Raw genomic sequence first — 23,957 nt, 5'->3', positions numbered from 1 at the left:
CCTGCTTTTTATTCCTCAGATTTCATCCGCTTCCGAATCCATACTGCAAGTACCAGTAACGCCGCCAGAGCGCCCACGCCGATGACCACTGCCGCCGCAAACGGGAATGCCTTCGCGCCATTGCCGTCCAGGTCAATATTCGCTGCCGGCGCCTGATTTTCATCCAGGTCTACCAGGTTGTCGGGGGTGGTTACCTCCACGTTATCGTCGTTATCGTCGTTGTCGCCTTCGACCGCAGCGCCGCCGTTCGCGTCCGCGCCTGCCGCTGCTCCGCCGCCTGCGCCGTTACCGCCTGCGTTCGCGCCTCCGCCATTGACCGTAGTCACGCCCGGCACAACCACCGTCACCACATTGGTGGTGTCAGAGCCCGGAATCGTAATGATTCCGGCCTCGCCCCGTGTATACACGAAGGTAAATATGTTCTCCGCCTCATTGGCGCTCAGAGTCTTGGTCAGAGCCAGCGCCTGCGGTACATAATTCTCAATATACCTGTAAGCCACGATGGGCTTGTCGCCCACATTTCCATAGAACGTGCTGTCCGCAGCCAACTGTCTGCCGGAAGCGTCCTGATACTTCACGGTATAGGCCACCAGATTGCCCTTGATACCGTATGCCACCACATAATCTGCGTCGCCTTCCACACGGAACGCTGTGGCATTGACCGTATTGTTGTCGCGGCCGCTCAGACGCACGCCCTTCACATAATAGCGATCATCCGTCACCTGAATCGTGCTCAGGTCAAAGGATACCTGCGCCCCATACTGCAAATCAGAAATGGTTACGCTGTCCTGACCGCCGATGGTTCCCTGATTGCCCGCATGGAGCGTCACCTGATAGGAATATCCCTTCGGAGCCTCCGCCGCGTCCGCAGTCAGAATCGACAGACTCAGTAAGAAGGTGATTGCCGCTGCCGCTGCTGCCAGTTTTTTGAATGCTTTCATTCGGCTCACTCTCCTTTCTGTCCGTTCTTACGTCTTTTGGATGATTTTACTCCGATAAACAGGAGCACCAGTCCACTGGCCAGTCCCAGCAGACAGAACAGCAGGATGTGGGCCGTATCGCCGGTCTGTACCCGGTTCGTAATCATCCTTGTCTCGGTATGTACCTTACCCGGCGTGTGCTTTACCACGCTTGCAGTGACCTTTTCCACCGCAAATGTCATCTGAAGCTTCGCCAGGGTCTTCTGGTAATCGTTATTCTGGGTTTCGCCCTCGACCGTTACCTTCAGAGTCACTGTGCCGGATTTGCCGGGCTCCAGTCTGTCCAGGTAAAAATAATCGTTCAGGGTGTTCGTGGCCTGATGGAGTCCCTCCAGCTTTCCTGTGGTGCTCTCGCCGCCCACATTTTCGCTGTTGTAAATCTCAATCTCCTGACCCTTCGGACCCGTATAAGCCAGGCGGTAGGAGTAAGCGCCGCCCTGGGCCACATCCGCCGCGTCCTCCAGGGACTGGATGGCCTCGTTGGTCATATACCAGTCTGCAGAACCGGTATCGGAATTCTTAATCTCCACTTTCAGGGTAATGCTGTCGCCGGGCTGCACATTGCCGGCTTCGTCCGCCAGGGTGCCGGAATCAAAATTGCTGACAATCTTTTTCCCGTTAAATTCGGCCCGCCAGCCGTCCTGACCCTTCAGTTCTTCCGCATGGGCTGTAAGGCTTCCGCCCGCCAGCATCACCAGTGCCATCGCAAGGCACAATACTTTTTTCTTCATCTTCTTGTACCCCCTCTTAATTTCCTGACACATTGGTAATCACATCGGAGATATCCACGCCCCAGGCACTCTTCACCGCGTCGGCTGCGTTATGGGTCTGCACCGCCTCAGCGGAAATGCCTACCCGGAAGGAATATCCGTCATAATCATAGGTATATGTATAAGTCTTCACAGCGCCTCTCTCTTCGACGGATTCGGTCATCATATCCCGAATCGCCGGGTCGATGCTCAGATAATCCGCGAAATCCACGGACTCACCGGCCTTCAGCGCTCCGTTCAGGTACCAGATGCTGCGCTCCGCCGTTCTGGCTGAAGTATCCTCTGTCCAGCCATTATTTTCCAGCACATGCAGGTCTATCAGCTTCGGATCCAACGTGGTCACCGGTACCTCATTGCCCTCTTTATCTGTCCAGCTCTTTGTGACAATCACACGCACATAGCTGTCGATGTTGCCGCTGTTGCGTACCTCCAGCTGCTCATCATAATGCTTTCCCGGTACCAGGAGCTCGCCGTCCTTCAGAAGCTCCCCAAGCAGCTCTCCCCCGGTCACCATCCACTCGCCGTTCTTATCGTAATTCCTGGCGCCGACGGTCTTATCATTTTCCAGAAGGGTGATGCCGATACTGGACATCTCCACGCCCGCCACGTAATTCTCGCTGTAGTAGGTCAGCGCTGCCCGCGTGCTTCCCACAGTGCTTCCCAGAAGCAGGAGCGCCGCAGCGCCCAGGAGCAGGGCGGTCTTTTTTGGAAATCTGTTCTTTTTCTTCTTCATCTTGCCCGTCCTCCTTTAATTTCCTGCTGTCTTCTGAAACCGTGCCGGTCCGTTGGGGAGCAGTACCCCGTTCTCATCGTAGCTTTCCGGAGCGCACTCCTGAACTACGATGACGTTCAGCTCGGTGTCCTCTGTCACATCTCCCAGGAGTTCCTGCGGAATCTTAATATTCAAGGCTCCCGTAGTCTCATCCGGCTGAACCAGGTCGCTGTAGTACCAGTAGCCGTCGCCGCCATTGCTCCATTTCCCGGAGCCGCCGTCCGCGAAGGTCAGGGTATAGCCGCTTCCCGCAAATGCGGTTGCCCGGACGTAGCAGGCGTAATCGCCGATATTCTGAATCGATACGATTTTCGTGCCATTTTCCACCCGCTCGTCAATCTCCGTCTTCGTCTGTCCCAGCTTAAAGACCGCTCCGCCGGAGACCTCTGTATAGGTTGTGAAATACGCGTAAGCGCTTCCCACGGACGCGCCGCCCGCCAGCACCAGACCAGCCGCTGCAAGGCAAAGGGCTTTTTTACTCAGTCTTTTCATCCTTAGTTCACCTCCACCTTATCGATGTCATTTCGACAGTCTACGATTTTTCCGTTTTTATAGAAGGTATTGACTACGCCGCTGCCGCCGTTCTGGCGCTTGTCGTAGGTGTTCGTAAAGCTTACGGAAGTCGGTTCATAGGGCTCAAGCTCTGCCGGTTTATCGCCGCCCGTTACCTTCCAGTCACTGTTGGGATTGGCGGTGATGGTCGTCTTCTGAGTGGCGTCTGTGCCTGTGGTCAGCGAATAGCTGGCGCCGGTATAGACCTCGGTCACTGTCACCTCCGCCCCTGCCGGAAGATCCGTGATGGTCAGGGAGCGGCTTCCGGTATCCGTAAAGGAAAGCTTGTATACATTGCTTGTTGTGGTTCCGTCCGGATTCGGTACGGACACCTCATATACGAAATACGCGCCGCCAAGGGATGCATTGTAGCCGATCAGATCCTTGACAATCTCCAGATCGCCCAGACGCCCCTGCCGCTCCGGCTTCAGGCCGACTGCATTGTCGCCGGTCAGATTATAAACCCAGGCGTCGCTGCCTGTGCTGTAGACATAGTTATTCGGCACGGAAATCAGATACGGATTAAAGCTATAGATATAGCTGTCTGTTACCACATCGTCCACCAGCACCAGGTAAAGTCCCAGCTCCATCGGCAACTCCATCTTTACGCTGTCACTGTCTTTTGCTTTGACTGCCCGGTAATTCTCCGTCGTCCCTGCTGCCAGCTCCGCCGCCGTGGCCGCCATTTTGGTCCATTCCTCTGTTTTTGTATCGCTGTTTACCTGATCCACGTCCAGAGTGGTGTAAGCGTCCTCCGCCTTATACGCGCCGGTCTCGGTGATATCCGCCACTTTATATAGCTTCACGGTCAGGGGCAGCTTATACAGTTCCTCATTATAGTCCGCTTGTTCCTCATCCGGATTCGCAGGATCCGGGTACACATTCTTCGCCAGCTTGAACTCGATACTGCCTTTCTGTGACAGATCCACCGGCAATGCCGCGTACGCGCTCGGAAGCTTCAGGCCTGCCAGCGTCAGTGCCAGCGCCAGAATGCACGCTCCTCCCATCTTCACCCTCTTATTCATCATCGCGTTTTCCTCCTTGCTTTTTGTGTCTTCCAAACAGGAATTTCATGATTAATATCACCAGTATGGTCACAGACAGTCCCATGATCAGATAGAGCATGTAATAATTCTGCACTGCCTGAACCATGGTCTCTGCCACTGTATTCTGCACTTCTTCCTCTCCGGTATAAGGTACTCTCGTCCCCCTCACCAGAAGGCGGTGGGAATTGACTCCATAGGGCGTACAGGTAAATAATGTCACCTGATCCGCGTCCGGATCCACCTTCATGGCTTCTGTCAGCGTCTCCATATCGTCTTTCTCTACCATGGGAAGAATCTGATCCACTTCATAGGCCAGCACCTCGTCCAGCATATGAATGTAAAATTTATCTCCCGGCTGCAGCTGATCGATGTCTGTAAAAAGCCGCGCGCTGGGCAGTCCACGGTGGGCTGCCAGTACGGAATGATTTCCTTCTCCGCCAATGGGAAGTTTCGTGCCGTTCAGATGGCCGACGCCGGTCTGCAGCACGTCTTCACCGGTTCCGTGGTAAATGGCCAGCTTGATGTTGATCTTCGGGATGGAGAGATACCCCATCACGCCGTCGCCTGCGATATTCAGCACCTTCCAGTATTCCGTATCCTCCAGATCCGTATCCTCGGCGCCAAATACGTCGCCGTAGAGGTTATTGTCGGTAAAGGACGCGTTGAAGGCTCTGGCCTTCTCCCATTCCTCTGAGAAATCCTCCGGCGTCATGGGCTCCATGGCCGCCTCGTAGGTACTGATAAGCTTACTCTGCCGATAGGTGTTCCACTGATTGGATATGGTGGGATATGTCAGAACTCCCAGACCAACCAGAAACAGCAGCCCCACCAGAAGATTCGTGATTTTTCGCTTCATGGTTACTCCTTCGGTGTCGCGGTATCTTCCATTTTTTTCTTCTGCTTTCTATCCCACAGGAACAGGGCTGCGATAAAGACGGCTGTCACAGCCAGTCCCACGATGACCCAGAGCAGATAATTGGTATGCATGCTGACCTGGCCCTTCGTCTCTTCCTTCGCTATGGTCGTCTCCGGATCGTAGGGGACCCGGTGTCCCTGTACCAGAAGCCGGTGGGAATTCACGCCGTAGGGGGTACAGGTAAGCAATGTCACCAGATCCTCGCCGGGCTTCACCGCCAGGCTTTCCGTATCCTCCGGCTCTACCACCTGAATGTCATCCACCTCATAAGCCAGTGTCTCATCCAGCACATGAATCAGAAAATGATCACCCAGCTCCAGCTTATCCAGGTCTGTAAACAATGACGCGCTTGGCAGTCCCCGGTGTGCGGAAATGACTGCGTGGCTGTTCTCGCCTCCGATGGGGAGGGAGCTGCCCTCCAGATGGCCTGCGGCCTTCTCCAGCACTGTGGCCTCCGTGGTATGGTAAATCGGAAGCTTCACCTGAATCTTCGGAATCTCGATGGTTCCCATCATGCCGTCCCCGGTCAGGTTCAGGCTGGCCATGTACTCCGAATCCGGTTCGTCGGACGCCTGGGCGATGGCGAAGGAATCGGGAAGGATGCTGGGAAGCAGGGAGGCATTGTAGGCTCTCGCCCGCTCCCATTCTGCTTCGTAATCAATGCCATCTCCATTTTCCAGGTCGGACACCTGACCTTCGTAGGTGCTGATAAGCCGGCTCTGTCGGTAGCTGTTCCACTGGTTTGCCACCAGCGGGTACAGCAATAAGGACAAACCGGCTAAAAATAATATGATTATTCCAATTACTTTTCCTTTATTCTTCATCCGGACTCTCCTTGTTGCTGTAAATGTTTTTATATGGGAGCCAGAGGACTAACGCCCTCTGACTCCTTAAATGCTATGATGTCTCGTCTGTGTTGCCGTTGTAACGCGTGTTACTTATGTAACTGGTGTTACTTACTTATTGTCATTCTTCTTGCGGCTTGCAAAGAACAGGAATGCTGCTGCAATCATGATAGCGCAGCCGCCGATGGTGAAGATTGTAGTACCGATGCCACCGGTGGAGGGCAGAGCAGAAAGCTTGGTATCAGTAAGTGTATCGCTTACAGATACATTCTGTAATTTACCATCATCACCTGCTGTAGGAAGCGTAATCGTAACCTGTTTTCCTGCTGCATTAATAGAATATCCAGACGGAGCCTTTGTCTCTTTGAACCAGTAGGTTCCCTCGTCGAGACCTTTCACCTGAACTGTACCGCTTGTTGCAACTACTGTTGACGTTGCACCGGCTTCATCCTTTGATAACGCTAACTTATATACACCATCTGCCTCTTTTACAAAGTATAACTTATCAGCCTCATTTGCTGTAACTTTGCCATCTTTTTCTTCAAAGTTCTTGTATACCTCAAACTCTGCTCCATTCAGCGTTTTTCTATTTTTTTCATTCTCAGCGTCATCTGTCTTTTTCAGTGTGATATCGCCAGTCCAACCTTCTTCGTTATCTCCACCTGTCACTGTTCCGTTACGATATGCATTTGCTGTATTCTTATAAATGCCTCCATCTGCTGTTCCTTCTGCTGCTGTAACGGTTGCTGTATAGGTAACTACTACTGTCTGGCCTGCATGTGCATTTTCTTTACCAATATACTTAGTTAAATCAATGGTAACTGCGCCTGTAGCCGTATCTTTTGTCATGGTGTAATGCGTATCTTTTTTCAGTGTATCATTGCCTACTTTAAGGCTTATAATATCTGTAATATCCAGACCGGTCGGCGTATCTACAATAGTAAATACGTTATCTGCTGAATCAGCTTCATCAAAAGCCGGGAATGTTGTTGTAATCTCAAAGGTAAGCGTCTCGCCGCGTTTTACAAATTTATTGCTTGTTTCGCTAACCTTCTGCTCTTTTGTCAGTTCGTATCCGGACGATTTTGCAGTTACTTCTGCGTTTTTAGCCTGCAGCGTTGCTGCTGTATTATCATAAGTCTCCGCTACCATCGGTGCATAGTTAATCTTGTTGCCTGATGCGGTAATAACATATGCGCCCACAGGAACATTGTTAAATGTAACCGCCGTCTCTCCAACTACATGTTTCTGCTGAATCGGAGTTCCTGCAGCGGCTCTGGAAAGTCCCGCCCAGTCAGTTACTGTATACCTATTATTTGCTGTATCCGGTGTTACATAATCCTGTGCCCACTCTGCTACAACCCAGGCATTCTCTGCTTCATTTAAGGTAATTGCCGCATACAGATTTACGGTTTCTTCTTCCTGTGCAGACAGTCCCTTTACTTCGATTTTACTTGTGGGCGCTGCCGCCATGGTTGTCATGCTCATTCCGAGCACCATTGCCAGTGTTAATAACACGGCCCAAAACTTTTTGTACTTCTTCATAGCATTTCTTCCTTTCTTTGGGTTCCCCCCGTTTTATTTTGTATACTTTTTCTTTCTATACAGAACCAGCGCTGCTGCCATCATCAGCATGCCGCCGATTGTATACCAATAGGTTCCGATTCCTCCGGTACTCGGAAGCTCGTACATCGGTGTGTTCTTGAAGTAATAGCTGTAAATTACTACACCGGTTTTGTTGCCATTAGCACCTGTTTCCTCTGTTGTAGCACAATCCACAGGATTACCAGATGCGTTTGTGACTGTCAGACTTCCGTCCTTGCCTACAGTAATTGTCCAGGTATCCTCGCTCAGTGCGTAGTTGCCGGGAGCTGTGGTTTCCTTGAGTGTATAGGTGCCTTCCGGAATCATGGATACAGCGTTATTTTCCGCGTCTTTCCAGCTTACTACTCCAGTCTCTTTTGCAGAAACACCCTTGTAAATGATGTCCTTTCCGCTTTCATCCTTTGTCGTGCGGGTCAGGGTAAACTCTGCGCCCTCCAACTTCACATCTTCGCTGTTGGAACTTACTTTTACAATCTCCCACTTTGCTTTCGCAGTGTTGGTGATGGTGGTGAGTTTTCCATCCTCGCTTGTCACATTGGTTACATTATACTTATTGGACGGATTCACCTCTTCTACGGAATAAACAATCTTTGTTTGCGCCAGATTTCCGTCTTTATCTGTATAATAGTAATACTTCGGAAGGTTTTCCCACGTATAAGCCCAGTTCTTTGATGTATCTGCCGTGTTCTCTGTCAGTGTCTGTTCTTTCCGCATGTCTGCAGTCAGTGACTGGAAATCGTTCGGAACTTCCTCCTGATTTTTCTCTGCATCTTCATACTTCGCTACCAGCTTTACTTTGACAGATTCTTCGGTTCCGCCGACCCACTCTTTCTTTACGGAATGTTCTGTGGTATCCTGTTCTACCTGAAGTACCGGATGAGCATATTTTGCATGATCCTCCTTACCATTTACCGTGTAAGTTACTTTTGCGGTAGCATTGGAATGGAAACCGGGCAGATTAGAACTTGTCGGATGTTCGGGATCCGTATCGGTGTTCGGCTGTCCTACTGTTTCTCCATAACCATTCAGAGTTGCATTCTCTGCGTAGGCTTTCATGGTCGGTTTGATGTTAAACTCAACGGTGTATGTAACCTTTTCTTTCAAAGCTTCGCCTTTCAAAAGATTTACAGTAACCGTTTTCGTCGCTCTATCAAGAGATACTGTGTAATCCGTATCCTCTACCAGAGTTTTCTTTGTAGTTTCTCCATCTTCCTGACTGTAAACTACTAAATCTACGTCATCTGCAAAATCCGCGTACTCGCTTAATGTATCTGTGATGGATACTTTTGTGTATTCCGGACGTGTAATATCTTTTGCGATTGTATCAAAAGCTGTTTCCAAGTCTGTTGCACTTGTACCTTTGAGTGCTTTACCACCTACAGCGCCTACATCTTTCGCCAAATTATCACACTTGTTACCACCGCCAGCATCAATAACGTATTTTACAGCGCCGCTCATTTTTGAACCAGTCTTATTCCATTCGTTTACAGCTGCGTTATAATTTTTATTCCCGCCGTCATCCCCGCCATTTCCAATTGTATAGCCCGTTTTTATCTGATCATATTCTCCTTCATTATAACGAAATGTAGGCTTACCATCCGTCAGGAAAATAACATATGTTTTCGCCCCGCTTCTATCCGCTAAAAGCTCTTCGCCTCTTCGAATACCTGCCTGCCAGTTTGTACCTCCCCTTGCATCGACAGTGACATTGGATGTCCCAACATTCTTTATATTTGTCCATGATAACGTTGGGTTTTCTTCTGCATCATTGTAAGGCGCATCCGTGTAAGGCCAATAATCCGTACTTGTCCCTGAAAAACCAACTATCGAAATATTAATAGTTGTTTTTACATCCGGCCCTTTCAACTTGGATACTAATTTTGAAATGGCATTATTAACAATCTGCATTCGAGTCTTGCCATTGCTTCCTGTGTCCGCCATACTGCTTGATCGATCTACAATCAGCAGTACATCAATCGGCGTAGCCGCACCTACCTCTCCTTTCACATCGAGAGACAGTCTGTAATCCTCTTCTCCTGTCTTCAAAATCGTCTTTTTATGTTCCGGCGCGCCCAGATCCTGATCCGTTGTGGGCGGTGTCGGTGTGGTTCCATCCTTCTTATTGGTGATGTACCATTTTCCAGCGTTGCTGCCTGATGTGAATGTACCTGCCGTTGCATTTCCGTCATCAGTACCCTTCCGGGCTATGCTGAATCCATTTGCATCAACAGTAACCGTCCATTCATTACTGGAGCCAAGATATCCGCTTCCTGCTACATTTTCTTTCAGAGTATAGGTTCCCGGTACTAATTTGTTTTCGTTGGTCTTTCCATCGGCACCACTTGTAAAGAAGTATGTAGCGCCATTCGCAGATGTCATTGTAAACTTAGCACCCTGGATGCCCTTACTCTTATCATCTGCATCTACTTTATAGAAGCTTACCGGTGTTTTATCCTTCTTCTGTGCTTTTATCTCAAGTCGGTACATTCCTCCGCCTGTAGCGTTATCGTGCGTAATAACATCAATACAAAACTCTGTGTTACTCGGATTTTTCGCAAGTTCTCTCTGGATAATTCCACCCGCACCATCTTCTACAGGTTTTGCATACCAGCCATTTGTGATTTTGCAAAACGGATTATTTGAATCGTCAGCGCCAGCTTCTCCCCATTGGCCACCTAATACAATATTATTATATGCAAGGGTTCCTGCTTTTCCCTGATAATACTGAATATTACCTAAGCGATTGGAAGTTCCCGTCCAAAATGCTAAATAATCTTTGTAATTTTCGTTTGTAATGTCTGCTCCTTCCGGATATACAAATACAAACATATTGTCATTAATATAAATCCGACTATCATCCAACACTGATTTAATTGTATAATCATAATCAGCATAATCATAGTCGCTTTCTTTTTGCAAATTCTTCAGATCAAAGCTTCCTCTAAAACGAGTCAGCGCCTCATCCGTACTCTTATTGCCATCTATTTTCCATGTAGCGGAATCATACAGCTTACCGCCATATGCAGTAATTGTATTATTCGGAAGATAACTTCCCAGATAATGCGTTCCCAAGCGGGATCCATCCCATACCTGATTTTCGTTTGTTATCTTCAGATCGTCCAAATGATCTGTTACATCTTTCCATGTCCAATCCAATCCAAGTGAAACACCACTTCTGCCTAAATTGTAAACATATGTAGCTGAACGGCTCCAGGTAATCGGCAGGTCTCCCTGTGATACGGCATTAATCATTTCCGCATGCTGTGTTGCCGACACTGTATTACCATTCAAATCTCTAAGTTCTGTTGGTTGGTATACAAAATATACTGTTGAACTATCAATCGAACTCCAGGAATTTCCTGAACTTTTTTTACTATACTGCCATGCTCCTCTGCTTACTCGTAATCTCTGAATCCTTGTTCCGCTAGTTGCACTATTCAGCCTTGCTTCCTGAAAGGTTCCATTTACAACCAGCTGTTTTGCAACGTCGTTTACCGAGACAGCATCTTTGTCGCTTACAGTAACATTGCCTACGCCATTACCGATTTCATTTCCTGCGGTATCCACAACGTGGACAGATAATGAATAATCACTCATCCAGCCTTTCCAAGTCAGCGTAAACACCGAAAAGCTCTCTGTCGCGAACTCTGCCTTCTCTACCTCGGTATTCGCGGTGGTCTGCACATTCGCTTCCTGGCTCTCATCGGCAACCATGTCTACCACGTCTTTGACCGCTCCGTCGGAGTTCTCCTCCAGATGCATCAAAGTAACGTCTGCGACCTCGGCGCCGGCTTCCCGGGCTGTTTTTACTTCCTCAGGGATGGCTGCTTCCTTGTAGTCCATGGATACAGATACGGATCCGTTCGGCTCCAGCTTGTCGTCGTTCTCATCTACGAAGGTGATGTCGTAGGCAAGGAATCCGAGAATGTCGTATTCTTCGCCCTCAGCCTTCTCCTGCAGCTTCTCTGCGGTGGCGTCGTACTGGGCGTTCAGCTCCTCCGCCTCTGCTTTCGCGTCGGCGTCCATATCGTCATGGATTTCTTTTTTCTCAATCGGGGTAACGGAAAGGGATGCGCCCTGGGGAATATTGCCTTCCTCATCTGCGGTAACCCGGATGGATACCTGGCTGTCCTCGTAGGTCAGCTCCATGATGGGCTTTTCTTTCAGTTCTTCCTCCGGAATGTTCTCTTCACCTTCGCCTGTCTTCGTTTCTCCTGCGTCGGGATTCTGTGCTCCGGGCTGTCCTTCTTCCACCTTGGGCCCGGACTGTCCTTCTTCCGCCTTGGACTCGGACTGTCCTTCTTCCGCTTTGGACTCGGACTGTCCTTCTTCAGAAGGCGTCTCTTTGGGCTGCTCTTCGCCTGCTTCTTTCGGCTGTCCTTCCTCTGCGTCCGCTGCGGGATTCTCATCTCCGTCGTCAGACAGGACGATTTCTTCCTCTGCCGTCTTCGTGGTTGTCTCTTCTGTCCCTTCCGAGCTTCCGGCGCGCATATGTTCCGCTCCGCCCATCACGATTACCATGCAAAGCATGATGGCAATGGCTCTCTTCAGCATTTTACTTTTCATGGTTTCCTCCTTCCGCCTCGATGTCTCCTTCATCAAGTGCTCCGCTTATCAGTTTCAGCAGTTCCAGCGCGCTTCGGAAATTCTGCACCTTCTTCTCTTCTGTCCAGGTGACGCTTCCCTGCCAGGTAGAGTTCTGCTGACTTACTATCTTTACTACGAAGGTATTGGTATTTTTCATAATCAGTCCATCCTATCTCTGTATCCCTTTGCAGTTCCCTGTTATTATTTCCTATTATAAGAGATATTCTGTTACAAAATGCATTACAAAACAGATTTTTCCTTATTTTTTTACTTCATTTACCTGAATTTTGCATTTCTGTAATGCCAGCTCCAGAAGCTGCAGAAGCTCCAGCTCATTCCGGAACTCTTTCTTTTCATTTTGCTCAAGCCATAACGCTTCGCCCTCCCAGGTGGAATTCTGCCGATATCCCACCTGTATCAGCAGCGTGGCCAGCCGGCCTCTCTGCCCGGTCAGCTGTTCTTCGTCCGTCCGGCGCTCAGGCCGCTTTTCTATATTGTAAGGGACCTCCGCCGCCGACTGCTTCCGAAAGCTCCGGCTCCTGGTCGAGGCCTGGGGAAATGCTATTCCGTCAAACAGGGCCTCCATCTGCTTCAGAAGCTGCAGAATGCTTTCGAACCGGACCGGCTGCTCTCCATAATAATGATACATTCTGCCTCGTATCTCGCCGTTCTCCAGCGTATCGATACAGACGTTGACCAGGTTCGGAGAGGACAGGTTCATAGATGCTATATTTTTTCCGCTCATAGATGTCATCCTTCTTCGTCATACAGGGAAGTCACGCAGCAATGCAGCCGTTTCTCCCAGCTCTTGTGTTCCTTTGTAAATGAATCCGTAATCCGGCTGATTACGATCTGACAGTTCTCCCAGCTGATGCCGCCCAGCATCACCAGATACTGGCTGGCGCTGTAACGGGTGAACGCGTCCCCTCTCCGAAGAGAGCTATGTATTGCATCGCCCAGCTTTCCGGCCAGCTGCTCCAGCTTCTCCCCCTGTTCCATGGCCCGGCCCTGGCTGTCTGTCAGGGAGCAGACCAGAAGATAAACGGACCGGCCGCTGCGCTCCATATTCCGGCGTACCATGCGGTACACATCCCGGAAGCTGGGCGGCGTACAGTAAAACGCGCCCCAGTCCTTTTTATCCTCCTGCAGACCATGCTTGATGTCTTCCACCGTGCCGGGTCTGTTGCTGATATGGCTGCTCATATCCCGGAACTGTTCCATCATTCGCTCAGAGGGAGCCACGCCCAGCTCCTCCGCCAGCATCCGGGCTGTATTTTCATACTCCGCCATGGCCTCGTTATAACGATTTTGGGCGATATAGCAGTCGATTTTCACGGTCTGCCACTCCTCGAAGGGATACAGGCGGCAGGCTGTCTCCACCAGGCAGAGAATTTCGTCGTACTCCCTGCGCTTTTTCAGCCACTCGATGATCCATGTCAGGGCGTCGCAGTACATTTTCTTATAGGAAGCTGCCGCCAGCAGCGCCCATTCCTGACCGGAAAGCTTGGGCAGGAACTCGCCGCGGTACATCTGACAGGCTGCCTTCAGCAGCTCCGCCTTTCTGACTTCGTCTGTCTCCTTTTCCGCTCCTTCTATCAGCTCCCGGAACTTCCAGACGTCCACATCCATTTCTTCCCTGCTGCTCCAGCGGTATACACCCTCCCGGATCGTAATAAAGTCCTCCTCCAGCATTCCTGCGTCCAAAAGGAGCTTCCTGAGTCTGTGTAAGGTCACGCGAAGGCTGTTACCCGCGTCTGCCACCTCCTCCACCCCGTAAAGGGCGTCAGCCAATCTGCTCCTTGCTATTCCCGTTTCTTTTCTGTGAAGCAGCAAAAGAAGCAGTTCCATGGATTTTGTAATTTTATTTTTTCCTGATAAAATGGGATGGTCCCCATAGGTAATTTCTTCCTGCCCGAGCATCCGAACCTTCAGCATGAGTCTCTTCACCCTCTTCTTGTTTTTTCATAAACACTTTTCGTTTTCCATATAGTCTTATATTATCATCGCGGAAATCCACTGTCCACTATCCGAAAGGTTAGTTTTTCAGCGGTTTCGTTTTCCCCCTATGATTTTCGGCAAAATATGCTATAATGGATACAACTGCTTCAGGAGGTGGTTTCCCATGAAAAAACTGGATATAGCCAAAACAGTTCAGCTTATCATATTTCTGATTCTCACTCTGGCCAGCATCGATCTGGTGCTTCTGGATCCGGAGCTTTACCATATGGCCGGCTCGGACACCCGCGTACGCTTTCTCTGCGGCGTGCTCTGGCTGGTGCTTCTTTTATCCTTCGCCTTTCTTCTGACGGATTTTATCCTGTTATCTTCCTATAAAAAGGATTACCGGGAGCTCAACCATGTGGTCCATTCCGATCCGGTGGCCGGCATTGCCAACCGCTTCAGCTGCGACGCGCTGATTGACCGTTATCTGGATAAGCCTCTGCCCGACCACATGGGCTGCATCATGTTCGACCTGACGAATCTTCGGGATATCAACCGCCGATACGGCCATATGCAGGGGAATATCCTGATTCGGGATTTTTCCAACATTCTCCGCCTGACCTCCCTGGATCTCTGCTTCGTGGGGCGTAACGGCGGCAATAAATTTCTGGCGCTTTTCGAAGACTGTTCCCGGGAGAAGCTTCAGCTTTTTCTTGACCGGGTACAGCAGAAGACGGATGCCCACAACGCCAGGGAGGGCGCTTATCCCATTGTCTATCAGTATGGCATCGCCTTTGAGGACGGGGAGGCCGCTCCCACTATCACCGAACTGATCGCTCTATCCAACCAGCGTATCTACAAGGAGGAGCAGCAGGACTATGAATAATCTGGATCAGCAATATATCGCCGGACTCGCTGACCTGGCTGTCCTGGGCGACAGCAATGCCTTCGCGGAGCTTTACGCAGCCACTTTTCAGCAGCAGTACCGCTTTTCCTACGACTATCTCCAGGATGAATACCTGGCCCGCGACGCCCTGCAGGAGACCTATATTCAGGTGCTCCGGAATCTGGATTCCCTGCAGGATTCCGGGCTTTTTCTTCCCTGGCTCTCTTATCTGAACTATCACGCCTGCCTGGAGCGCCGTCTTCTGCGGATCGGCCCTACCTGTTCTTCGGAAGACCTTACCTTCTCCATCGGCGATCACGAATATACGCTCCGACAGCTTCGGATTCTCCCCTTTACGGAGGCCCAGGCGCTGTCCATGCGCTATTTTGACCATATGCCCATCCGACGCATTGCCCGGCTTCTGTATCTGCGCCCTACCGCTGTCTCCCGCTATCTGCGCCGTGGGGAGAAGCGCCTGCGCGCGATTCTGAACCTGTAAAGGAGGCATTTCCCATGATGCTTTTCAAGAAAAAGACGGCTCCGGCGCTTTCCGAAGCTCTGGCAGACCGTATGCTGGAAAATATCTTCGACGCCTGTCAGGCGGAGCCCAATACCATTCCGCTGAAGACCTTGATTTCCTATACCCGTTACCGCAGGGAGCGTTTTTCCTTCCAGAAGATTCTTCTGGTGGTGATTCTCCTGCTGTTCTGTCTGCTGCCCCTTCTGTTTCTCTATCCCGGGGTCAGCCTGCAGCTTCAGCCCACGGACACCCCCTGGCTGCCCACCTACCGGATCGACGTGGATACGCTTCTGCCCGTCAGCAGCGTCTATGCAGAAGTGGACGGCGCCCGGCTTCTGGTAGCTGCCGCCGGGGAGAATACCTACAGCGTCGAGCCCCGCGCCAATGGCACGCTGTCCGTGACTGTGACGCTTATCAATAACCAGTATCAGACTGTGACGGTTCCTGTCTCCGGCGTCGACACCGAAGCGCCCGCCTGCTCTTCTCATTCCCAGAAGGACGGGAAGGTCTGGCTGACTCTGGAGGATTCCGGATCCGGCGTGGATTACAGCAGTATCACGGCCCTTGATCAGGATGGCCGTCAGGCTGTACCCCTTCAGGTGGACGAGGCCGGACAGACGGCTGTATTCTCCTGCCCGGAGCATTTTCTGGACGTCTGCGTCCCCGATCGAGCCGGCAATACGCTGCACCTTCGCATTACCATGAAATAGGAAAGGATTTTCCCTTATGAAGCTCTTTTTCATCTGTATACTGCTTCTTCTGTCCGGCTGCGGCAGCCCGGATTCCGACGGTTCATCCGCGCAGGATCCGTCGCTTCCGCCCCGAACCACTGTAACGGAATTTCTGCTGCCATCCGCTGATGGAACCGACGTCTATGGAAATGATTTCGTCTCCATCGATGCTTCCAATACCTCCGAGGGCTACGTGATGGTCCGCTACACCGGCCCGGCAGATAAATCCCGGCTTCAGATGACCGCGCCCGACGGCACGCTCTACTCTTATTTTCTGAAGCCCGGCGATTACCAGACCTTTCCCCTGTCCGGCGGCAGCGGCTCCTACCACCTGGAGATCTACGAGCACGCCTACGATAACAAGTACGCTCTTGCGTTTCCCCGGGACCTTGAGGTTTCGCTCCGGGATGAATTCAAGCCCTTCCTTTATCCGAACCAGTACTGCTGGTACACGGCGGACAGTGAAGCTGTAAAATACGGGATGGAGCTTTCCGACGCTTCCACCTCGGATCTGAATTATGTGGAGCAGGTCTATGATTACGTCACCGGCACCATTTCCTATGATGAGGAACTGGCGAAGAATATTCCCACGGACTATATTCCGGATATCGACGCTGTGATGGCTTCGAAAAAGGGGATCTGCTTTGACTACGCTTCCCTGATGGCCGCCATGCTCCGATCCCAGGGAATTCCCACGAAGCTGGAGGTGGGCTATTCCGGGCAGGCTTACCACGCCTGGATCAGCGTCTATCTTCAGGAGACCGGCTGGGTGGACGGCATCATTTCCTTCGACGGGAAGGACTGGACGCTGATGGATCCCACGCTGGCGGCCGGTAACGACCGGGCTTCCGTAAAGAAGTATATCGGCGACGGCAGCCATTACACTGTAAAATACACGTATTAACCATACGGGACGGAGGTTATTATGGACGAAATTAAGATAAAACAGAAAGCATTTTCCAATCCGGAGCTGGCAGCCTTCTGCGGGCAGCTGAGTCTTATCCTGCACTCCGGCATTTCCTCTCTGGAAGGAATTTCCATTCTGTTGGAGGACAGTAAGGACCCGGAGGAGCAGGCGGTGCTTCAGAGGCTGCTGGAGCGCTTACAGGAGACCGGAAGCCTCGCCACGGCCTTTGCGGACGCCGGTCTTTTCCCCGCCTATCTTCTCTCCATGACGGAGCTCGGCGAACAGACCGGTACCCTGGACGAGGTCATGAAGGCCCTGTCGCTCCACTATGAACGTGAGGAAGCCATAAGCCGCAATGTTAAAAACGCCCTGACCTATCCGCTTATTATGTCAGCCATGATGGCAGCAGTTATCGTCATTTTACTTGTAAAGGTCATGCCCATCTTCCAGCAAGTGTTCCGGCAGCTAGGTACGGAGATGACCGGATTTTCCCGGGCGCTTATGGGACTCGGCACAGCGCTCAACCGGTATTCCATCCTGTTCATTGTACTTCTTCTGCTGGTAATCGCGGCGGCCTTTGCCGGAACACACACCGCGGGCGGACGGCGGTTTTTCCGGAAAATCGGACTTCATTTTTCATGGATCCGGTCCATGCAGGAGCAGCTTTCTGTCTGCCGCTTTGCCAGCGGAATGGCTATCTCCCTGAAAAGCGGTCTCACCCAGGAACAGAGTCTGGAGCTGACAGAGCGGCTGATCGAAGACACTGATTTCTGTAAGAAGCTGGAAGCCTGCCGGAACGGGCTGTCTGAGGGACAGGATCTGGCGGCTCTCCTGCATCAGGAGCAGATTCTGACCGGTGTCTACGCGCGGATGGCTTCCATCGGCGCCCGGACCGGGGAACTGGATACGGTACTGGAACGAATCGCCGATCTCTGCCAGGAGGATCTGGACGATCGGATGAACCGGACCCTGGCGGTTCTGGAGCCTACGCTGGTCATCACCCTGTCCCTCATTGTGGGCGTGATTCTGCTGTCTGCGATGCTGCCGCTGATGGGCATCCTGTCCAGTCTTTAGGAGGTGCTGCTCATGCGTTTTCAAACGGAGAAAAAATCCCGGCCACAGCTTCGGCTGCTTTTGTCCGTCTCTGTCTTCGCGGTCATCTTTCTCTGCTTTTATCTGGGGATACAGTCCCTTTCGGCGGATACGGACCGGCGGCAGCGGGACAGCCTTGAGGAAGCCCTGAACCGGAGTATTACTTACTGCTACGCAGTGGAGGGCGCTTACCCCGAAAACCTGGAATATCTGACGAAGCATTACGGACTGACCTATGATCATGACCGCTTTTTCGTGGATTACCACGTCTCCGGAGCCAATCTGTATCCGGATGTGACGATTCTGGAGGTGAAATGAGTATGCAGATACGGCGTGACCCACATCATCTCATCGATGTTCTTTTTCCGGCGGCCCTGCTCTTCGTATTCGCCTTTTCGGCGGTATCGGTGATTCTGCTGGCTACCGGCGTTTACCGGGACACGGCGATCCATTCTTCCCGGAGCTATACGGCGGAGACGGCGCTGGCATACCTGACGGAGAAAGTACATCAGAATGACGCGGACGGACAGATCGATATCGGAACCTTCGACGGCTGCGAGGCTCTTCAGATCCGGCAGTCTTATGGGGATTCGGACTATACTACTTATATCTACGCCTATGAAGACGCCTTGCGGGAGCTGTTTGTAAAGGACGGCGCGCCCGCGTCTGCAGAGGACGGCAGGGCAATCCTGGCTGTCTCGTCGCTCAGCTTCACAAGGCCGGATGACGGCCTGCTCTCCTTCTCCTGCACCAATACGGACGGCACGACTGCCCGGGCTGTCGTGCAGATACGAAGCACGAAAGGGGGCGCAGCTTCATGAAAATGACACATCGCCCCCGTACATCCAGCCTGTTTCTGCTGGAGCTGATTTTTTCCATTCTGTTTTTCTCGGTGGCAAGCGCAATCTGCATACAGATCTTTGTGCGGGCCCATACCTTAAGCCGGGACGCCCGGGCGCTGCATACGGCGGTGTCCGCCTGCTCGGACGCAGCGGAGATCGGAAGCAATGCCGGAACCGCGGCAGACGCCGCAGAAAAGCTGGCTGCCCTGTACGCGGACGCAGCAGCCGAGGATCCGGCTTCGGATAATGATTCCGTTTTCACAGTAGCTGTGGGATTTGACGCGGAGCTTCAGCCCTGCGCGGCAGACGCGGACGCAGCGGCATATCTGCTGACAGCGGACTTTTCCGAACGTGGAAAGCTGCTGCGCTGCAAAGCGATTATGACAAAAAAGAATTCTTCAGCGGAAATTTACCGGCTGGAGACCGTTCACTATTTATCGGGAGGAACCGCGGATGAATAAGGAGAAAAAAAGTGTTCCCTTTCTGAGCATCGGATCTTCTTCCCTTCTGGTGGTCTTTCTGGTGCTTTGCCTGGTGATATTCGCGATGCTGACTCTTACCGGCGCCCAGAGTGATTACCGTTTCAGCAGACAGCTGGCAGACCGGCGGACAGCCTACTATGCCGCCTGCAATCAGGCAGAGGAGCAGATCGCGTCGCTGGACGCAGCCGGGGAATTGAAACATATGACGGAAAGCCTCAGCTTTCAGGTGCAAATCAGCGATCGCCAGGCGCTTTTCGTGGAGCTTTCCCCGGACGGCACGGACGGATATGTAATCTCCGCCTGGCAGACCATCAGCACCGGGGACTGGAATTCCACTTCCGGTTCACCGGGAATCGGGATTTCCAATGAAGACTGAAAATTCAGGGAGGATCACTATGGATATTGTTACGATTTTAAAACAGGCAGTGGGGGAAAATGCGTCGGATGTGTTTATTGTGGCAGGTCTTCCCTGCTCTTTCCGCAAAAACGGTACGCTTTACCAGATAAATGAAGAACGGCTGCTGCCGCCGGATACAGAAGACCTGCTGAACAACATCTACAGGCTGGCAGGCAGCCGGGATATGACGGCCCTGCACGAACACGGCGACGACGACTTCGCCTTCGCGATTCAGGGCGTGTCCCGCTTCCGTGTCAGCGCCTACAAGCAGCGCGGAGCGCTCTCAGCCGTGATCCGTGTGATCACCTTCCAGCTGCCGGACTACACAGCCCTGGGAATTCCGCCGTATATCATCAATTCCACCGCATCCGGAAGCGGCATGATTCTGATTACAGGCCCGGCAGGCAGCGGAAAATCCACAACCCTGGCCTGCATGATCGATCACATCAATCAGACACGGGATGCGCATATCATCACGCTGGAGGATCCGCTGGAATTTCTGCACCGCCATAACCGCTCCATCGTGAGCCAGCGGGAGATCCACGTGGACACGGAAAACTACGTGACAGCTCTCCGTGCGGCGCTCCGCCAGAGCCCCGACGTCATCCTTCTCGGGGAAATGCGCGATTACGAGACCATCAACGTGGCTATGACAGCCGCCGAAACCGGTCATCTGCTGCTGTCCACCCTTCACACGATCGGCGCCGCCAATACCATTGACCGCATCATCGACGTCTTCCCGCCCAGCCAGCAGCGGCAGATCGCAATTCAGCTTTCCACCGTTCTGAACGCTGTCGTATCGCAGCAGCTGCTGCCCACCGTGGATGGAGGGATGGTTCCCGCTTTTGAGATTATGACGGTAACTCCGGCGATTCGAAATATGATCCGTGATAATAAAGTGCCACAGATCGACGGACTGCTGTATTCGTCGAACCGGGAAGATATGGTATCGATGGACGCCAGCATTCTGGCACTCTGTCAGAAGGGCGTGATTTCAAAGGATACGGCGCTGATTTACGCGACGAATCCGGAGCTGCTAAGGAAGAAGCTGGTTTAGTCTGTCAGCTTCTTTATGGATTCCGTGGATATCTCAGAAACCTCCGCCATGTCTTCCCACCGCGCATAATCCTCCGTCATGCCACTCGCAAGCTCCCACTTAATCTTGTCCTTGATATCCATGAGGCACTGCAGAAGCAACGGATTGAACGCGCCGCATTCTCCGTTCAGGATCATCCGGAGCGCCTGCTCATGGGAGTAAGCTTTTTTGTATACACGCTCGCTGACCAGGGCGTCATACACATCCGCCAGCGCCACCACCTGGACGGATATGGGGATCTGATCGCCCTTCAGGCCGTCCGGATAGCCACGGCCATCATAGCGCTCGTGGTGCCAGCGACAGATATCACGGGCAATCTGAACCAGCGGCTCATCCTGGTAAAGCTCCATTTTCTCCAGTATGGAAGCTCCGATCAACGTATGGGTCTTCATGATTTCAAATTCTTCATCCGTCAATCTGCCCGGTTTGTTCAGAATGGATTCCGCGATACCAATTTTACCGATATCGTGCAGGGAGGAAGCCGTTACAATCATCTGCTGCTCCGACCAGGTCATATGGTAATCGTTGCTGCGCTTCATCAGCTGCTCCAGTAACAGCTCCGTCAGAATATTGATGTGCATCACGTGCGGGCCGCTCTCGCCGTTTCGGAACTCCACGATCTGGCTCAAAATCGTGATCATAATACGGTTGCTATGCTCTTTCTCGTAAATCTGGCGGGTAATCAGGCTCAGGAGATGGCGCTGCTTGGCATAGAGCTTGATGGTGTTGAACACGCGCTGGTATACAACCTTCGCGTCGAAGGGACGTCCGATATAGTCAGTAACTCCGAATTCGTAGGCCTTCTGAATGAACTGGGCGGAATCTTCACTGGAAATCATGATAACCGGAATATCCTCAATCCACTGCTTTTTATTCATAACGGCAAGAACTTCAAAGCCGTCCATCTTCGGCATCACCAAATCCAGGAGAATCAGGGAAATGGCAGTACCCTTCTGTTCCAGGATTTCAATACACTGCTCACCGTCTTCCGCATTCAGGATACGGTAGTCCTTCTGCAGAATCTCAGTCAGAATAGCGCGGTTCATCTCTGAGTCGTCAACGATCAGAATCTGCTGGCGCAGATCTTCGCTTTCTTCCTTCGGCGCTTTTTTTGGATTATCCTTGACATCCCACTCGGTAACAACCATATTTTTCCGCTTCTTGGCGCGGTACATGAGCTTGTCCGCCCGGGACACGGCTTCCTTGATATCGCCGCTATTGAACATGACGCCGCCGATGCTGACAGACATCTGTAAGCGGTTATAGCCTGCTATGGTGGCTTCGTAGATGCGCTCCTGAATCATTTTCAGCTTGGCCGCAAAAATATCGGACTGGATATCCGGCAGGATCAGCAAAAATTCATCTCCGCCATAGCGGATCAGCATGTCGGACTTTCGGACATAACGCCGGATGATATCAGCGGCAGTCTCCAGTACCAGGTCACCCGCATGGTGACCGTAGGTGTCGTTGTAGATCTTGAAATCGTCCAAATCGATAACTGCCACACCTGCAGGGCCTTTCATGTCTTTGACTTCATCCTCATAGAAACGGCGGTTATAAGCGCCGGTCAGGGCGTCCTTGTACAGCTTCTCGTTGTAGACAGTCAGATGGCTCAGCAGCTTCTCGTAGCCCTCAGAATCCAGCAGGGTTCTCTCATCCAGATCCTTAATCATTTCCATGACATAGGGTTCTCCATCTATCTCCACGTACCGGGAGAATACCTGATACATCTGATCGTCGATAAACTCTATCTTACTTTCCTCGCCCTGGCTGTCCAGCACATCTCTGGATATACAATTTTCACAGGGCTTGTCTTTCTTCCAGAATTCGTAGCACTGACAGACCCTGGGGAGTCCCTCCGCCGGCTCGCGCTCCCTGTCCTTCAGAACACTTCCCTTTACCAATCTCACAAACGGGAATACCTCCCGCAGGCAGCTCATCTTGGCTTCTGCCTGTTCCATCGTCATCTTATCCTGTTCCCGCATTTATCTGCCTCCTGTCTGTATCTTTTTTATTATACACCGGAACCCCGGAAAAAGATACTCTTAAGACATATTTTGCAATTATTTTGTAATTGAATTTTTCCTGTATCCGGAGTATGATGGAGAAAGGGAATGTACTTTACATAAGAATATACACAGGAGATTTGAATTATGACACTTGAACAGTTCTATGCCGCTGTGGGCGGCGACTATGAGCAGACACTTTCGAGACTTCCCAGCGAAGCACTGGTGAAGAAGTTTGTTCTGAAATATGTGGATGACGGCACCTGCAAAGAGCTGGCTGAAGCCATTACGAACCGGGACTGGGCCACCGCGTTCCGCGCGGCGCACACGCTGAAGGGTATCGCGCTGAATCTGGGATTCGACGCCCTCTATACCGTCAGCTCCAAACTGACAGAGTCCCTGCGCGGAGACAAGCCGCTGACCGATATGAGTCTCTGGGCTGCGGTGGATGAGAAGCACAAGCAGATCGTGGACGCTATCGCGCAGATTGACGCATAAATACATAGCGCAGTATAAGGGCTCTCGCTTACGCGAGGGTCCTTTTTGTGTCTGCGAAGCCAGACGAGAGGAAGGGTCGCGGTCCTTCCTCTCATCGTCCGTTTTCTCTATTCTAATCGATCTGATCATTCTGAAACCGTGACAAATGCTCATAAGGCAAAATCTGTCTGCCGCGGAACAGCCCGCATCCATCATTGATGAGGCTGTTATTGGCCGCGCCAAACATGTTCACATCCACCTTGGACAGTTCCAGCTGCTGAAGCAGCATGCCCCGCTCATAAGCCTCGTCAAACCAGACGCACTCGCCCTCGGGGATCTCGTGCCGGCGGGCGCGCTCCCGCTCCTGTCGCTTCTCGTAGGCCACATGATTGGCAATGCCGATCTCCGCGATATCATCCATCTCTTTCGTACGGATCTGTACCTCCATATAGCAGTTGGCGCTGCTGTCAAAGAAGGTGATATGCAGGGACTCATACTCCGACCGGT

General features: G+C 51.8%; 24 protein-coding genes and 1 pseudogene. 11 read left to right on the top strand and 14 right to left on the bottom strand.

Annotated elements, in window-relative coordinates:
* Window positions 1-8: 8 nt before the first annotated feature.
* From ACTRC3_RS08060 to ACTRC3_RS08005, 12 genes are all read right to left on the bottom strand, one after another.
* Window positions 9-941 (bottom strand): MucBP domain-containing protein, encoded by a 933-nt coding sequence (locus ACTRC3_RS08060; RefSeq protein WP_440322714.1) that lies wholly within the window; start codon window positions 939-941, stop codon window positions 9-11.
* Window positions 942-946: 5 nt separating this feature from the next.
* Entirely contained in the window at window positions 947-1,711 is a 765-nt protein-coding gene (locus ACTRC3_RS08055) for a sortase B protein-sorting domain-containing protein (RefSeq protein WP_440322713.1), read from the bottom strand.
* Between the two features lie 16 nt (window positions 1,712-1,727).
* On the bottom strand, window positions 1,728-2,483 hold the full coding sequence (locus tag ACTRC3_RS08050; RefSeq protein WP_440322712.1) for a hypothetical protein: 756 nt from the start codon (window positions 2,481-2,483) through the stop codon (window positions 1,728-1,730).
* Between the two features lie 15 nt (window positions 2,484-2,498).
* A complete protein-coding gene (locus tag ACTRC3_RS08045; RefSeq protein ID WP_440322711.1) occupies window positions 2,499-3,014 on the bottom strand; it encodes a hypothetical protein in 516 nt (171 codons plus the stop codon).
* A gap of 2 nt (window positions 3,015-3,016) precedes the next feature.
* On the bottom strand, window positions 3,017-4,102 hold the full coding sequence (locus ACTRC3_RS08040) for a DUF5979 domain-containing protein (RefSeq protein ID WP_440322710.1): 1,086 nt from the start codon (window positions 4,100-4,102) through the stop codon (window positions 3,017-3,019).
* Window positions 4,092-4,976, bottom strand: a complete 885-nt coding sequence (locus ACTRC3_RS08035; RefSeq protein WP_440322709.1) for a class C sortase — start codon at window positions 4,974-4,976, stop codon at window positions 4,092-4,094. Before ACTRC3_RS08035 ends, ACTRC3_RS08040 begins: the two co-directional genes overlap by 11 nt.
* Window positions 4,977-4,978: 2 nt before the next feature.
* Complete coding sequence (locus ACTRC3_RS08030; protein WP_440322708.1) at window positions 4,979-5,860, bottom strand: class C sortase; 882 nt, start codon at window positions 5,858-5,860, stop codon at window positions 4,979-4,981.
* A 132-nt stretch (window positions 5,861-5,992) separates the two neighbouring features.
* Window positions 5,993-7,426, bottom strand: a complete 1,434-nt coding sequence (locus ACTRC3_RS08025) for a SpaH/EbpB family LPXTG-anchored major pilin (protein WP_440322707.1) — start codon at window positions 7,424-7,426, stop codon at window positions 5,993-5,995.
* Window positions 7,427-7,459: 33 nt separating this feature from the next.
* Window positions 7,460-12,052: a DUF7604 domain-containing protein gene (locus ACTRC3_RS08020; RefSeq protein ID WP_440322706.1), complete on the bottom strand. Its 4,593-nt coding sequence runs from the start codon at window positions 12,050-12,052 to the stop codon at window positions 7,460-7,462.
* On the bottom strand, window positions 12,042-12,230 hold the full coding sequence (locus tag ACTRC3_RS08015; protein WP_178038826.1) for a hypothetical protein: 189 nt from the start codon (window positions 12,228-12,230) through the stop codon (window positions 12,042-12,044). The genes ACTRC3_RS08020 and ACTRC3_RS08015 overlap by 11 nt, the downstream gene beginning before the upstream one ends.
* Window positions 12,231-12,332: 102 nt before the next feature.
* Complete coding sequence (locus ACTRC3_RS08010; protein ID WP_440322705.1) at window positions 12,333-12,818, bottom strand: hypothetical protein; 486 nt, start codon at window positions 12,816-12,818, stop codon at window positions 12,333-12,335.
* Window positions 12,819-12,823: 5 nt separating this feature from the next.
* Window positions 12,824-14,008 carry an AfsR/SARP family transcriptional regulator gene (locus ACTRC3_RS08005; protein ID WP_440322704.1) on the bottom strand — a complete coding sequence of 395 codons (1,185 nt, stop codon included), beginning with the start codon at window positions 14,006-14,008 and terminating at the stop codon, window positions 12,824-12,826.
* Between the two features lie 187 nt (window positions 14,009-14,195).
* Here ACTRC3_RS08005 and ACTRC3_RS08000 point away from each other — a divergent pair, with 187 nt between their 5' ends.
* The 10 genes from ACTRC3_RS08000 to ACTRC3_RS07955 are packed head-to-tail and all read left to right on the top strand — an operon-like array spanning window position 14,196 to window position 20,928.
* Window positions 14,196-14,900, top strand: coding sequence for a GGDEF domain-containing protein (locus ACTRC3_RS08000; protein ID WP_440322703.1), 705 nt, complete (start codon window positions 14,196-14,198; stop codon window positions 14,898-14,900).
* Window positions 14,893-15,399: an RNA polymerase sigma factor gene (locus tag ACTRC3_RS07995; protein ID WP_440322702.1), complete on the top strand. Its 507-nt coding sequence runs from the start codon at window positions 14,893-14,895 to the stop codon at window positions 15,397-15,399. Before ACTRC3_RS08000 ends, ACTRC3_RS07995 begins: the two co-directional genes overlap by 8 nt.
* A 14-nt stretch (window positions 15,400-15,413) precedes the next feature.
* A complete protein-coding gene (locus ACTRC3_RS07990) occupies window positions 15,414-16,130 on the top strand; it encodes a hypothetical protein (protein ID WP_440322701.1) in 717 nt (238 codons plus the stop codon).
* A gap of 16 nt (window positions 16,131-16,146) precedes the next feature.
* Window positions 16,147-17,055 (top strand): transglutaminase-like domain-containing protein, encoded by a 909-nt coding sequence (locus tag ACTRC3_RS07985; RefSeq protein ID WP_349165185.1) that lies wholly within the window; start codon window positions 16,147-16,149, stop codon window positions 17,053-17,055.
* A 21-nt stretch (window positions 17,056-17,076) separates the two neighbouring features.
* Window positions 17,077-18,132 (top strand): type II secretion system F family protein, encoded by a 1,056-nt coding sequence (locus tag ACTRC3_RS07980; RefSeq protein ID WP_440322700.1) that lies wholly within the window; start codon window positions 17,077-17,079, stop codon window positions 18,130-18,132.
* A 12-nt stretch (window positions 18,133-18,144) separates the two neighbouring features.
* The gene (locus ACTRC3_RS07975; RefSeq protein ID WP_440322699.1) at window positions 18,145-18,468 is read left to right on the top strand and encodes a hypothetical protein; all 324 of its coding nucleotides are present in this window, start codon (window positions 18,145-18,147) and stop codon (window positions 18,466-18,468) included.
* Window positions 18,465-18,971, top strand: a complete 507-nt coding sequence (locus ACTRC3_RS07970; protein WP_440322698.1) for a DUF4860 domain-containing protein — start codon at window positions 18,465-18,467, stop codon at window positions 18,969-18,971. Before ACTRC3_RS07975 ends, ACTRC3_RS07970 begins: the two co-directional genes overlap by 4 nt.
* Complete coding sequence (locus tag ACTRC3_RS07965) at window positions 18,968-19,453, top strand: hypothetical protein (RefSeq protein WP_178038818.1); 486 nt, start codon at window positions 18,968-18,970, stop codon at window positions 19,451-19,453. The genes ACTRC3_RS07970 and ACTRC3_RS07965 overlap by 4 nt, the downstream gene beginning before the upstream one ends.
* On the top strand, window positions 19,446-19,850 hold the full coding sequence (locus ACTRC3_RS07960; protein ID WP_178038817.1) for a hypothetical protein: 405 nt from the start codon (window positions 19,446-19,448) through the stop codon (window positions 19,848-19,850). Before ACTRC3_RS07965 ends, ACTRC3_RS07960 begins: the two co-directional genes overlap by 8 nt.
* On the top strand, window positions 19,840-20,928 hold the full coding sequence (locus ACTRC3_RS07955; protein WP_440322697.1) for a type IV pilus twitching motility protein PilT: 1,089 nt from the start codon (window positions 19,840-19,842) through the stop codon (window positions 20,926-20,928). The genes ACTRC3_RS07960 and ACTRC3_RS07955 overlap by 11 nt, the downstream gene beginning before the upstream one ends.
* Here the strand turns inward: ACTRC3_RS07955 and ACTRC3_RS07950 are convergent.
* Window positions 20,925-22,952 carry a diguanylate cyclase gene (locus ACTRC3_RS07950; RefSeq protein ID WP_440322696.1) on the bottom strand — a complete coding sequence of 676 codons (2,028 nt, stop codon included), beginning with the start codon at window positions 22,950-22,952 and terminating at the stop codon, window positions 20,925-20,927. The genes ACTRC3_RS07955 and ACTRC3_RS07950 overlap by 4 nt on opposite strands.
* A gap of 168 nt (window positions 22,953-23,120) precedes the next feature.
* Between ACTRC3_RS07950 and ACTRC3_RS07945 the strand changes: the two genes are divergently transcribed.
* A complete protein-coding gene (locus ACTRC3_RS07945; RefSeq protein WP_440322695.1) occupies window positions 23,121-23,471 on the top strand; it encodes an Hpt domain-containing protein in 351 nt (116 codons plus the stop codon).
* A gap of 112 nt (window positions 23,472-23,583) precedes the next feature.
* Here the strand turns inward: ACTRC3_RS07945 and ACTRC3_RS07940 are convergent.
* Window positions 23,584-23,957 (bottom strand): annotated as a pseudogene (locus ACTRC3_RS07940) (guanosine polyphosphate pyrophosphohydrolase); the annotation flags it as partial.

Origin of the sequence: Laedolimicola sp., from assembly GCF_051972735.1 — a bacterium.
GTDB classification, from domain to species: Bacteria; Bacillota; Clostridia; order Lachnospirales; family Lachnospiraceae; genus Laedolimicola; species Laedolimicola intestinihominis.
The sequence above is the reverse complement of the archived record's forward strand: the minus strand, read 5'-3'. Positions and strand labels throughout refer to the sequence as shown.